The sequence below is a fragment of the Wolbachia endosymbiont (group A) of Hedychridium roseum genome, from assembly GCF_964028325.1.
Taxonomy (GTDB): Bacteria; Pseudomonadota; Alphaproteobacteria; order Rickettsiales; family Anaplasmataceae; genus Wolbachia.
This window is the reverse complement of sequence record NZ_OZ034755.1, coordinates 986,988-1,000,085: the sequence shown is the minus strand read 5'-3', so window position 1 is coordinate 1,000,085 and position 13,098 is coordinate 986,988. Positions and strand designations below refer to the sequence as shown.

Sequence of the window (13,098 nt, the reverse complement as noted above, 5' to 3'; positions counted from 1 at the left end):
TTTTGAAAGTGCAAAAACTTAAGTTAATGTATTACAAGGTTGCTATTCAACCAATATCTCTCTCTTTCCTGAGTAATTTGGAGAGCTGACAATTCCTTCTTTTTCCATTCTTTCAACAATATTTGCAGCTCTGTTATAGCCTATTCTAAGTTGTCGCTGAATGTAACTGGTTGAAACTTTTTGATCTCTTTGAATGATGGCCACTGCTTGATTGTAGAGGTCGTTTTCTTCATCCTCTGTTTCACCTTCTGATTCCACAGAAGAATTTTCATCTTCTTTGGTGATTTCCTCCATATAATTTGGCTCACCTTGCATTTTTAGATGATCAACTATATCTTGCACCTCATTATCACTTACAAATGGGCCGTGAACTCGAATGATCTTACCACCAGAGGCCATATAGAGCATATCACCCATACCGAGCAATTGTTCAGCTCCTTGTTCGCCAAGTATTGTACGGCTATCTATCTTAGAAGTAACAGCAAAACTGATTCTTGTTGGAAAGTTCGCCTTTATCACACCTGTGATCACATCCACAGATGGGCGTTGTGTTGCCATTATGATGTGTATTCCTGCAGCACGAGCCATCTGAGCTAAACGTTGAATAGAGCACTCTATCTCTTTGCCAGCAACAAGCATCAAATCTGCCATTTCATCCACGATCACTACAATATACGGAAATGTCTCCATCTTGATTGGTATTTTTTCAAACAAAGGTTTGCCTGTTGTTGAGTTAAAGCCAATCTGCACAACGCGCTCCAATTCTATTCCACTATTCATCGCTTCTGTGATTTTTTGGTTATAGTTTATTACATTGCGTACATTTAAATACGACATCATGCGATAGCGATTTTCCATTTCTTTCACTATCCACTTAAGAGCGATAACAGCCTTTTTTGGCTCTGTTACTACTGGCGCCATTAGGTGCGGTATTGCATCATATATTGAAAGCTCAAGCATTTTTGGGTCGATCATTATCATCTTACATTCATCAGGACTTAATCGATAAACGAGCGAAAGAATCATAGTGTTAATCGCAACTGATTTACCCGACCCTGTGGTTCCAGCAACGAGCAAGTGGGGCATTTTAGTCAGATCTGCAATAACTGGTTTTCCACTTATTTCTTTGCCAAGGGCAATTGGGAGATTTAAGTTTGCATTCTGGTATTCTGGTGATTCAAGCAAATCACGCAGCATTACAATTTCTCGTTCCTTGTTCGGCAACTCTATTCCCATAGCATTTTGCCCACGAATTATTGAAATACGTGCAGAGAGTGCACTCATCGAACGTGCAATGTCATCTGCAAGGCCAATTACTCTTGCAGATTTCGTACCAGCTTGTGGTTCAAGTTTGTATAAAGTCACAACCGGCCCATAGCATACACTGATAATTTTTCCTTGCACGCCAAAATCACTCAGGACTTGTTCCAGCAGAGATAAATTTTTATTGCTCTCCATTTCATTCAGCTGCTTTCTCTGCAAAGACTCCTCTGCTTTAGAAAGTAAATGAATGCTTGGAAACTCGAACTCACTGGAAGGTTTAAAAATTTCTTCGGTAGCTTTTTTCTGTCTTTCTTTTGGTTGTTGTTTAGTAGTGATTTTAGTTCTATGTTTTTCTTCTACTACTAATGGTGCAACTGAATATTCAGCAGTTTTATGTGATCTGAAGAATGGAACATTTACAAATAAGCAAGCTATTTTTTTACATAAGAAGAATAGAGAGTAAATTGCTCTCTTCCAACCAACCGATCCTACAAGACCTATTGATGTTACTATCACAAATACATAAAATGGGCAGTTATTAACGAGTGCATTCCCTATTATTCCACTGTGTCTGTACCTTGCAGTGATGCCTAGCGAAAGTTGTGGTAATATAGCACATACCCCTAAATTGATTAATATTAAATAGAGAATTTTCAGCAGTATTTTTGCTGGCCTGAAGATCAACAAGTAAACTATGGTTGTAGCTATTGTAACACTAGTTAATCCAAGAAATTGAACCAATATATCAGCTAAATATGAACCTACTATTCCACCTAAATTTGTCACTTCCTTATTTGTAGCCGTGTTTAAGGAAGGATCTTTATAGTTGTAGCTAAAAACTGATATATATACATATATTAAAAGGGATAGATATATTGCTGATTTTAGATATTTTTTTAACATCTACCTAAAGTAGTAAGCTACTGTATATTTTACAAAGTGAATTGTTATTAGCAATATCATTATAGATAAATCTAATCCATTGAACGGTGGTATATATCTTCTAATAATCTTTAGTGGTGGATATGTCAATTGGTTCAAGATGTGCATTATGCTACTGACAGTTTCATTATATATGTTCACCATATTAAGTTTAACCAGCCAGTTTAAGACAACCCAACATATTAGAATGAAGCTATAAAGATCAAGTAACGTGTTGAGTAGATATATAATTGGATGCATGCATATCTATTACACGAAAGTTATAATAAAGACAAGTATTTAGCCTTTTCAAACTCAAAATGTTGTTTTTGCTGAACCAAAAAAAACTTCATTTTTTGAGCTGCACCTAAGGTAGGAGGAAGGAGGGCTGTATAAAATATATTTAATGTTTCAGTAGGTCCAATATTGCCTGCTTGTAAATATTGTCCCTGTGTCCTATTGAAACAATAATTACTATACGTTTTGCAGTATTTACACGATAGACAATACGGTAATCATCAGCAATTTTATTCTTCTATGTCCCTTTAATCTCTTGCGTAGCAACACACCGTTACCAATAGGATCAATCTCAAGATACTTTTTTATTGCGTCTTTAATACTTGGCTTTACATCTTTCGGCAAGAAAGGCAAATTTCTTTTAAGAACATGCTTTAGATATTTAATGGTGTATCGCTTATTTCCAGATGTCTTCACTATCCTCTACTTCTTCTGCATCATCAGCATTTAACTCCCTAATAATTTTGGAAAATGAAATATCTTCCGCTTCAAGTTCGATTGCTTCCTTGACTAGCTTTTCTGTTAATTTTTGAACAGACTGCTTAGTGGCTCTAGCTAGTTCAACAAGATGCTGCGAAGTTTTTGGGTCAAAAGTTATACTAATTCCTGAATCTGCCATAAGTTTTACCGAAGCCTACTACCACAACTATTTTACAACATTTTTCTGAATTTTTCAATAAAGAAAGTTGATGATATGTAAGAAAAATTTTGCCACCTGCGTTAATAAACAATTAAAGATTTAGCATATTTGTCTACGATAGTATTCCTCTATTCTATTACTTAAGTTAGACCACTTTTTTCTATTAATATTTTTTGTTTACAAAGATGAGCAATTACTCATCACGCAGTTGATCTATGGATATAATACTACCGTTTGATAATTTTTCAGTACATTTTTCACTTTTGTATTCTTTATCAGAATCGATACTGATTTTGTCAAATATTAAAACATCTCCTGAAATTTTATCACGAAACTCACTAATAGCAAAAAACGGTATAGTAATTCGCTCTTGTTTTCCTTGAAAACTCAAACTGACGCTAAATTTATCCTCAGAAACTTTTAAATCATAGAATTGATGCTGTAATATAATAAGCATTTGAGTGGGGTATGACTTTTTCAAATGATCTGGCATGGTTACACCATTAAAATATGTGAAAAATAATATTTCTAAATGAGGGATAAAACCATTACCTGATATAACATCTAAAGTCTTTTTGATAACTTGAAACTTAGCAGAATTAAGCAATTTTTTGTAATCTGTTTGCTCCATATAACTTTCACATACATAAATTTTTGGGGAACTTCTGTTACCCGGCGTTCCCTGAACCGTGCTTATAGCAATGAAGTTATAGTGCTTAAATTAAGCAGCTATTGCAACATTGTCTTCAGCAGCAAAATTATCGTTTGCATTTAAATTATGAACTCTTAGCGGTGGTGTCTAACCGAGCAAAACTACCATCTTTACTATGCATGTCGATCCTTATTCGCCCCCATATAAATTAAAAATATGGTGGAGGCGCCGAGTACTGCCCTCGGGTCCAATACACCTATTACAGGGTGATTTTATTGCTATAGTACACAAAATGTACATAGCTATTATATAGCAACATTAAATAAATGTCAAGATATTATGACCTTAAGTTGATTTATTGCTAAGACAAAATTAAGATTTCCAGTAAAAAATTCTGTGACCTTACCCAGAAAAAGTGGAGAGAAAGTTAAGAAAATTTTTTACAAAAAGAATAATGAATCACAATGTTCAGGAATGCAATAATTAATAGCAGAATGCCTACGCTGTTTTTTGTAAAAATTTCTATGTATTCAAATATAGCAGTTCTAGCTTGTTGAACAGAGTGCTTAGGTCCAAAGTGTGATGGTATGATACATAAGAAATTGCCATCGAAGGAGGAATTATGGTTACACCTTTACAACTTTGTTATATTACGCAAAAAGACTCAAAACTCTCAAAACCTTATGAATTTATATGTAACCAGTGGACACAAGCATCCTGAATTATTTATACTAAATCCATACCATCACACTTTGGACCTAGTTCCTTATTCATTCTCACAATCCGTGAACGGTTACAAATACTGGAGTTTACCCTTTTTCTTGTTATTTTTTTAATCTATAGTTAGCATTCAAAACCATATTCGAAAAGTATCTCATATATTTCCAGATTTTTTCAATGCTGTTTGTTTCATCCTCAACATTGTCTCTACCTTTATGAACTAAGTTACAATTTAGCAGCATTAAAAATTATAACGTATTCCTACCTCCAGAGTTGCATCTGGTATTTGTAATGCTTTTATACCACTTAGTTGCCCGCCTGCAGCAATACCAACTGCACCAACTATCTGTGGAGCAATTTCATAATCAACACCGACCTTCAGTTTATAGGAAATAGAACCCAGTATTTTATCTACTACAGATGCCTCCTCTGCAGCAGCTCCAGTAACCTCACCTGCACTCGAAGTAGTGGTAGCTCCTGGATCTTGAGGTTTTGAATCTTTGCTTTTACCACCTTCACCAAAGCCAAAAGGTATTACTTGTAAGTATCCTCCTAAACCTCCACTGACATATAGTTTAACGGGATCAATATCAAGGTCAGGGTAATAACGATAATTTGCCAATAAGCTAGCCCCTATTTTCCTTGTATCCTTATTAGCAATATCACTCATGTTAGCAAGAACCTCAAGTTCAAACTTAGAGTTTTTGTCATGATGATAACCAAAAACAACGCTAGGTTTCATTACAAAGCCACCACCCCATCCAGCACCAAAGTTTAAACCTGCATAGTACTGATCTTCTGACTTACTTGCACTATTATTAGCTGCACCTGCTAGAGATGAAGTAAGCAACACAGCCAAAACGCATAATCTCTTCATTTTCATATAACTCCTCATACAAAAAAATATATAATGCATAAGTATATATCCTTTATATTAAAAAAGATATAACCGCATGTCAAAAAAAGTATACCTACAAAGTAAAGGATGTGCTACTCGGATGTATCCGTTCAGCAGAATGGCAAAATAGGTAGACAAGCTAACGTATTTGTTAAGTTATGTGTAAACAGGAGGTTATGAGAAACTTGTAATAAAGTTGTATAACATAGCTGTTCATAGAGCTCACCCAAATCGGGCATATGCATTTGCAAAAGCCTGCAATCACTTTGCAAAAACCGATAAATTAGATGCAAAACTGTTGGAAAAATATGCTGAATTCATCGCAAAAAACGATGGGGTAAAAGACTTACTATTACCCACAAATAAAAACATAGTATTGTATTTACTCAAATAATTTAATTTTATTAACCTGAAAGCTTATTGGATTAAAATTATTAAACTAAGAGTTATAATTTTAGCAACTAAAAGCTGTAAATTGCACCATATAAACAGTTATTTCAAGCAAAAGTTATGCCATTAAGAGCTATGCAACAAACATTTATATTTGTGGGTAATAGTAAGATCTAAATCCGATAGAGCATTGTTGGCACACCATCAAAAGTCGCCTCAGACCTCTAATGCATCAATGTACAGACTTACACCTTTTAGTTGGTAATACCATTTTAGACGTTTATCATTCGTTTTAGAAAATACTATAGAATCCAGAAAAAAACATGCCTAGACGAGCTATTTGAATGACATTAGTTGTTAGTTATGCAGCTAACAGCTTCACTATTACAACATTTGTTTACTGTTATGTCTGTAAGATACCCTACTATACCACCTAATGCTGCACCTGCAATTCCTAATAATACAGCAGTTGCAACTACTCCAATAGCAACAATCTCAGGTATAATTCCTATTGAAGCTAGTGTGGCTCCTACAGCACCAAATAATAATGCTAAGCCTATAACTCTTGGGGAAATTCCTGAAGCTTGTTTTTGTGGAGAATGATGATTCTTATTATCTGTTATAGGTGGCTGAGCACTTTGCTTTTCCACTGTATGTAAGTTATTGTTAGTTGCTTTTTCTTTGTGTTCATTAAATAATTTTACAAGCTTACTTTTCTTTTTAAAGTCGGCCCAACATGATGCACTGGCGTTTGACTCCCCCTTTTCTTCTTGACCACAAAATTTAGGGTCAGCGTCTGCCTTCAATAGTAATTTTGCAATTTCAATATCATGATCAGTTTCCACACTATCACTGTAAGCAATACATTGTAACATCTTACTTTTTTGCCTATTAGATGCATACGGTAAAAGCATTTCTACTGTACTCTGACTATATTTTGTAATATTGCCGATAATTAACTTTTCTTCTACAGAACCTACACCAATTTCAGCACCGTGTTCAAACAGTACCTTAACAACATCATTTTTGCTTTTTTCTAGAGCATAATACAGCGGTGTAAATTCAGATACACTACATGTATTAGGATCTGCTCCATGCTTTAGAAGCATACTTATGACATCAAGATTACCTAGATCACATGCAATATATAAAGGGGTGCCAATACCTTCCATCAAAATATTAACATCTATTGCGTTAAGTTGTGAGCATAGCTCGACACTGCTATTATGAGCTGATATTGAATTGTTAGCGCTATACTTTGATAAAACTTCTTCAAGTAGCTCTATCCAACCTGATTCAAAATTGCTGCAGGAATTTTTTACAATGTAGTGCAATATTGACTCCCCAGTCCATGAATCAAAAGGTCTGGTTTGTGAATTGATATTTTTGACTTTTTCTAACAAAATTTTTGTCTTGGCTAGATCTTTATCATCAAGAGCCTTAAATAAATCAACCTCTTCTTCACTTAGATGTGAGCCGTAGCGCTCTCTAAGAAATTCTTTTGCCCAGTTTTCAAAATATTCAGCCAAGTTGTCAATCCAATCATCATTAGGCTGTTTGCTAATGAATTCTTCAGTCATCTCGCCTATTGATATTTTATATGCTACTGATATTTCTTTAAACTTTTCTGTTGCTGTCTTTTGCTCTTCTTGGCTTTTATCTGACCATTTGTCGGGATGCCATTTCAATGCAAGCTTGCAATATGCCTTCCTAATCTCTTTTGTGCTTGCACTCTCTGACAATCCTAATACTTTGAATGCCTCTTTACGTATTTTTGGAATCATACTCACTCCCCCAATCAAATTAATTTAGTATAATACTATACCAGTTTAATCCACAAAAATCAAACGAATATTTTCAAAACAGTGCTAAACTTAGGCTGCTATGACAAGAACAGTTGATGTATTACTACCACTTCCAATTGATCAGTTATTTTCGTATGCAATTGAGGAAAATACTGAGATTTTACTTGGAGATTACGTAGTGGTGCCATTTGGCAAAAAACGCTTGATCGGAATAGTTTGGAAATATAGTGACAAGAGTGGTCGAGCATTAAAATTTATTGAGCAAAAAATCGATTTACCAAATATTAGACCAAAATTGATTACATTTGCAGAGTGGGTTGCGCAATACAACTTAATACCTATTGGTATGCTTGCCAAAGTGATAATGGGAGGAGTGTTAAAAGTAAACCAAATAGATAAATTGGTTTGTGCTAAGCAGAAGCAGGAAATAAGTGAAATAAGTTGCCAATTAAACCCTGAACAGCAGATAGCTAGCGATAAAATAATAAGCAGTTTGAATGAGTATTCAGTGACTTTGCTTGACGGTGAGACAGGATCTGGAAAAACGGAAGTTTACTTATCCGCAATTGCAAAATTGGTAGAAACTGTAAACAGTGCACAAATTTTAATCCTCTTGCCTGAAATTGTTTTAACTTCACAATTGGTAAATCGTGTTCGCGGTCAGATATCAAAAAACTTAGCTGAATGGCACTCAGGGCTCACTCCAAAAACTCGCCGGAATAATTGGCTCAATATAGCAAGTGGAAATGCGCAGATAATTATTGGTGCACGGTCAGCGCTTTTTTTGCCTTATAAAAACCTAAAATTGATTATCATTGATGAAGAGCACGACTCATCTTTTAAACAAGAACAGGGAATTATATATAATGCTCGAGATATGGCGATAATCTTAGCCAAATTTGAAAATATTCCGATTATTTTATCATCAGCAACTCCACTGCTTGAAACGATTCATCATGTTAAAAGCGGGAATTATAATCATGTAAAGCTAACCAAGCGATTCGGTGGTGCAGAATTGCCACTCATTAAAGTAGTAGATATGAGGAACAACAAGCAATGGATCTCCTCTGAGCTTTTTGAAAGCATCAAACAAACCATAGAGAAAAAACAGCAGGTTATGCTCTTTTTAAACCGCCGAGGGTATGCACAACTGGCAGTTTGTAAAAAGTGTGGATATAAAATTTCCTGCTTAAATTGTGCTGTTTGGCTTACATATCACAAGAAAAAAAATGCTCTTTTGTGCCATCATTGCTCTTATCAATTAAAACTCCCAGAAAAATGCTCTGATTGCCAGAGTGAACAGTCATTTTCCCTTTATGGCGTAGGAATTGAAAGGTTACTTGAAGAAATGGTGAAATTAATACCAAACGCAAAAACTGCGATGATAAGCAGCGATCAGAAGTCGGTTAGTAACGTAATTGACTTGGTACTGAAAGAAGAGGTGAACATTATAATCGGCACACAAATAATTGCTAAGGGGCACAATTTTCCTAAATTAACTTTGGTTGGAGTAATGAATGCAGATTTGAGTCTCGAAAATTCTGATTTAAGAGCAGCAGAAAAGACGTATCAATTGTTGCACCAAGTTGCAGGCAGGTCAGGAAGGTTCAATGAAAAAGGAATGGTAATAGTGCAAACCAATAATCCTGAAAGTTCAATAATAAAAGCATTGCTACATCAAAAAAGGGACTCATTTTATGAAATTGAACTTAAGTCAAGACGCGAAGCCAAAATGCCACCATTTAGCAGATTAATAGCGCTTATAATTTGTGGTAAGAATCAGATTGCAACACAAAAAGCAGCGAATGAAATAGTAAAATCTCTTCTCTGTCATACAAGTAGCTCAACTACTTGTATTCAGGAAAAAAATGTAAGTGCAGACAAAAAGGAATTTGAAATTCTTGGTCCATCACCAGCAGCAATAAATTTCTTAAATAATAAGTATCGGTATAGGGTGTTGCTAAAAATACACAATAAGCACAGTCTATCTATACAAAAGAAGCTGAAATGTTGGATTAAAAATTGTAACTTGAATTCGAGTATTGCAGTGATAATAGATGTTGATCCTGTGAGTTTTTTTTAACGAGTTCCGTTAAGCCTTCTTGCCAATTACCACAACATTCTCACTGGGAAAAAAATAATCAGGTACAACCATATTTTTTGGTGCAGGTCCCCCAATTACTCGGCCTGATGTGTCATAATATGAACCGTGGCAAGGGCAGAACCAACCGTTACCATCTTTTGTAGCGTGATCAATCGGCACACACCCAAGATGTGTACATATTCCGATCATGATTAACCATTCATCTTTTCCTTCGTATACTCTCTGCTCATCTAATTGAGGATCCCTCAAGCTCTTCACATTCACAGCTCTTGCAGCCTCAATTTCTTGCTTTGTGCGTCTACGAATGAATACTGGTTTACCTTGCCACTTTACTTTTACTCCGTGTCCTTCCTGAATTCCAGACAAATTCACCTCCACTGTGGAAGTTGCTAAAACTTCAGCAGAAGGATTCATAGACTTAACCAGTGGCCAAAGTCCACTTGCAGCTCCTATACCTGCCATAGCGCATGTAGTTAATGTTATAAAATCTCTCCTACTCTTATTTTTAGTAAGATCTTTAACAGGAGGTGTTTTTTTATCCTCTTTATTTGCCAGTGGTTTTTTATTTTTAGTTAAATTTTTGTCCATTGATCTCTACTTAGCCATAAGTATATATTTTAAATTAAATACTGCGTATTAATCAACAAAAACTTGCGCTTTTTGTTTAACCTGTACTACAGCTGAGAAGAGATAGAGTTTTCAACTTCAGAAATACTATCTTCAGTGGAATCAGGATCTTCAATTTTCGCTACTGACACCACCTTTTCTCTACTCTCTGTTTTAAACAGAGTGACTCCTTGAGTGCTACGTCCTGCAATTCTGATATCATTTACTGAAATACGAATTAACTTTCCTTTATCTGTAATAAGCATGATATTATCACCCTGCTCAACTGGAAAACTAGCAACAACATTACCGTTTCTGTTGGTAGTAAGAATATTGGTGATACCAACACCACCCCTGTTAGTTATTCTATACTCATACGCAGAAGTTCTTTTACCAAAGCCATTTTCGGTAATAGTTAATATAAACTCCTCATTCACTGCAAGTTTTAAGAACAATTCGTTATCTATTCCTAAATCATTCAAAGTCTTTTCCAATTTAGAATCAATGGAGTTATTAATTGCAGTCCCCAGTCTTTTTGCAAGTGGAACTTTTAAGTAAAGTTCTTTTGTTTCTGTTGCTACACCTATCCCATTTAATATGGTCATGGATATCACGCTGTCATTCTTTGCAAGTTTGATACCTCTTACGCCATCTGAATTGCGACTTTTAAATTGACGCACATCACTTACAACAAATCTGATACTTTTGCCGAATCTTGTTGAAAGAAAAACATGATCAATTTCATTGCATACTTTAACTGATATTAACTTATCTCCTTCATCGAGCTTGATTGCTATTTTTCCATTGCTTGGAATATAGTGAAAATCCGCTAAAGAATTGCGCCTTATGTTCCCATGAGCAGTAGCAAAAACTATGTTTTGATTTTCGTCATTTTCACTTGGTAATGGCATTATATTAGTTATAGTTTCACCATCGCTAAGCGGGAATATATTAACAAGTGCTCTTCCACGTGCAGTTGGCTCTGCAAGAGGTAACTTATAAACTTTTAATCTATAAACTCGGCCAATATTAGAAAAGAATAAAAGGCTAGTGTGGGTATTCCCAACAAATAATTTTGTGGTTACATCCTCTTCTTTTAATCCTTGTCCTAGCTTTCCTTTTCCACCACGACGCTGAGTTCTATAATGAGAAAGCTTCACACGCTTGATATAACCATTCATAGTTACGGTTATCACCATATCCTCTTGTGGAATTAGATCTTCAGCTTCAATGTCCGTATCTGATTCCTCTATTGAAGTTTTTCGCGGCACAGCAAATCTGTTCTTTATTTCTTGTAGATTGTTTTTTATTTCTTTCATCAACTTCTCTCCTGAGCCAAGAAAAGCGATATATTCTTTTATCAGGTTGATCATTGAACTTAGCTCAGCTTCTAATTTGTCTTTTTCAAGGCCTGTTAAACGTTGCAATTTCATGTCAAGAATAGCTTTCGTTTGCAGCTCAGTTAATCTATACACTCCGTCTTTCAAAAAGCTTGTGCTGTCTGAGATTAATCCAATAATTGTGTTTATCTCAGCTGAAGTTTTCCATTCTTTATTTAAAAGTTCTCTACTTGCTTCCGCAGGATCTTTTGCACCACGGATGATTTTTATCACTTCATCTATGCTCAAGACCGCAATGTAGAGCCCTACATATATATGAGCTTTTTCCCTCGTTTTTCTTAGACGAAATTCTGTTCTCCTGATTAATACTTCTTTTCTAAAATCAACAAAAGCAGCTATGATTTCTTTTAATGACATCAAAGCAGGCCTGTTGTTGTTGAGGACTAAAGTGTTAACACTAAAACTACTTCTTAGTGGAGTTAGTCCCAATATTTGATTAAGTATAAAACTTGCTTCAGCATTTCTTCTGAGGTCAATTACTACTCTAATACCAGACTTATCAGACTCATCCCTAATTTCTGTTATGCCATCAATTCTTTTTTCTTTTACAAGCTCACCTATCTTCTCAATTAATTTTACTTTATTTACCTGGTAAGGTATTTCATCAATCACTATTGCTTGCCTATCTTGTGGCAGGTCTTCCATGTGAGTCTTGCCTTGCACAACAATTGATCCACGACCCGTTGCAAATGCTGATCTTATTCCAGACCTTCCAAGAATCGTTCCCCCAGTTGGGAAATCCGGCCCTGGCATCACTTCAAGTAACTCATCCAAAGTAACTTCAGGATTATCTATATATAACATACAAGCATCTATTATTTCTCCAAGGTTATGAGAAGGAATATTGGTTGCCATACCAACTGCAACACCGCTTGCACCATTTACCAATAGATTCGGAAATTCTGCAGGCAGTACAACAGGCTCTGTTTCATTTCCATCATAGTTTGGCCTAAAATCAACTGTATCTTCGTCAATATCATTTAGTAAGAAGTGCGACACTTTGTGAAGCCTTGCTTCTGTATATCGCATCGAAGCGGGTGGATCTCCGTCTATCGAACCAAAGTTACCTTGTCCATCAACAAGTGGTAAAAGAAGAGAGAAATCTTGGGCCATTCTAACCAAGGAATCGTAAATAGCTGCATCACCATGTGGGTGATATTTCCCCATTACATCCCCTACTATACGAGCCGCCTTTTTATATGGCTTACCAGCATCGTATCCAGCCCTTGACATTGCATATAATATGCGCCTATGAACAGGTTTAAATCCATCTCGCACGTCAGGTATAGCCCGGCTTATGATAACGCTCATTGCGTAGGAGAGATAAGAATCTTCCAGCTCTTTTACTATTGAGATTGGTACTATATTATCCTGCATTTTCTATATTTTGATTGAAGTAATT

At 35.5% G+C, this 13,098-nt stretch carries 12 protein-coding genes, 1 other RNA gene and 1 pseudogene; 3 read left to right on the top strand and 11 right to left on the bottom strand.

Features of this window, described 5'->3' with window-relative positions:
- Positions 1 to 42: 42 nt before the first annotated feature.
- From ABWU23_RS04870 to ssrA, 7 genes are all read right to left on the bottom strand, one after another.
- A complete protein-coding gene (locus ABWU23_RS04870) occupies positions 43 to 2,166 on the bottom strand; it encodes an FtsK/SpoIIIE family DNA translocase (RefSeq protein WP_253309907.1) in 2,124 nt (707 codons plus the stop codon).
- Entirely contained in the window at positions 2,167 to 2,445 is a 279-nt protein-coding gene (locus ABWU23_RS04865) for a YggT family protein (protein WP_006279515.1), read from the bottom strand.
- 142 nt (positions 2,446 to 2,587) lie between these two features.
- Entirely contained in the window at positions 2,588 to 2,692 is a 105-nt protein-coding gene (locus tag ABWU23_RS04860) for a type II toxin-antitoxin system RelE family toxin (protein WP_353271044.1), read from the bottom strand.
- Positions 2,677 to 2,898 (bottom strand): type II toxin-antitoxin system RelE/ParE family toxin, encoded by a 222-nt coding sequence (locus ABWU23_RS04855; RefSeq protein ID WP_353270879.1) that lies wholly within the window; start codon positions 2,896 to 2,898, stop codon positions 2,677 to 2,679. Before ABWU23_RS04855 ends, ABWU23_RS04860 begins: the two co-directional genes overlap by 16 nt.
- Positions 2,879 to 3,100, bottom strand: a complete 222-nt coding sequence (locus ABWU23_RS04850) for a hypothetical protein (protein WP_353270878.1) — start codon at positions 3,098 to 3,100, stop codon at positions 2,879 to 2,881. The genes ABWU23_RS04855 and ABWU23_RS04850 overlap by 20 nt, the downstream gene beginning before the upstream one ends.
- A 214-nt stretch (positions 3,101 to 3,314) precedes the next feature.
- Entirely contained in the window at positions 3,315 to 3,752 is a 438-nt protein-coding gene (locus ABWU23_RS04845; RefSeq protein WP_265016675.1) for a ClpXP protease specificity-enhancing factor SspB, read from the bottom strand.
- Between the two features lie 22 nt (positions 3,753 to 3,774).
- Positions 3,775 to 4,110, bottom strand: a transfer-messenger RNA (tmRNA) gene (ssrA, locus tag ABWU23_RS04840).
- Between the two features lie 311 nt (positions 4,111 to 4,421).
- On the opposite strand from ssrA, the pseudogene ABWU23_RS07280 reads away from it, so the two are divergent.
- Positions 4,422 to 4,609: pseudogene (locus ABWU23_RS07280) on the top strand (hypothetical protein); the annotation flags it as partial.
- Between the two features lie 125 nt (positions 4,610 to 4,734).
- On the opposite strand, the gene ABWU23_RS04835 reads toward ABWU23_RS07280, so the two are convergent.
- On the bottom strand, positions 4,735 to 5,376 hold the full coding sequence (locus ABWU23_RS04835) for a hypothetical protein (protein WP_264687874.1): 642 nt from the start codon (positions 5,374 to 5,376) through the stop codon (positions 4,735 to 4,737).
- Between the two features lie 211 nt (positions 5,377 to 5,587).
- Between ABWU23_RS04835 and ABWU23_RS04830 the strand changes: the two genes are divergently transcribed.
- The gene (locus ABWU23_RS04830; protein ID WP_253309883.1) at positions 5,588 to 5,785 is read left to right on the top strand and encodes a hypothetical protein; all 198 of its coding nucleotides are present in this window, start codon (positions 5,588 to 5,590) and stop codon (positions 5,783 to 5,785) included.
- Between the two features lie 346 nt (positions 5,786 to 6,131).
- On the opposite strand, the gene ABWU23_RS04825 is transcribed toward ABWU23_RS04830, so the two are convergent.
- Positions 6,132 to 7,565 carry an ankyrin repeat domain-containing protein gene (locus ABWU23_RS04825; RefSeq protein ID WP_353270877.1) on the bottom strand — a complete coding sequence of 478 codons (1,434 nt, stop codon included), beginning with the start codon at positions 7,563 to 7,565 and terminating at the stop codon, positions 6,132 to 6,134.
- Between the two features lie 100 nt (positions 7,566 to 7,665).
- Here ABWU23_RS04825 and priA point away from each other — a divergent pair, with 100 nt between their 5' ends.
- Positions 7,666 to 9,669 carry a primosomal protein N' gene (gene priA, locus ABWU23_RS04820; protein WP_253309901.1) on the top strand — a complete coding sequence of 668 codons (2,004 nt, stop codon included), beginning with the start codon at positions 7,666 to 7,668 and terminating at the stop codon, positions 9,667 to 9,669.
- A 9-nt stretch (positions 9,670 to 9,678) separates the two neighbouring features.
- On the opposite strand, the gene petA is transcribed toward priA, so the two are convergent.
- Together petA and gyrA are read right to left on the bottom strand one after the other, a co-directional pair.
- Positions 9,679 to 10,278, bottom strand: coding sequence for a ubiquinol-cytochrome c reductase iron-sulfur subunit (gene petA / locus ABWU23_RS04815; protein WP_253309900.1), 600 nt, complete (start codon positions 10,276 to 10,278; stop codon positions 9,679 to 9,681).
- Positions 10,279 to 10,364: 86 nt separating this feature from the next.
- Positions 10,365 to 13,073, bottom strand: a complete 2,709-nt coding sequence (gene gyrA, locus ABWU23_RS04810; RefSeq protein ID WP_265045356.1) for a DNA gyrase subunit A — start codon at positions 13,071 to 13,073, stop codon at positions 10,365 to 10,367.
- Positions 13,074 to 13,098: the final 25 nt, after the last annotated feature.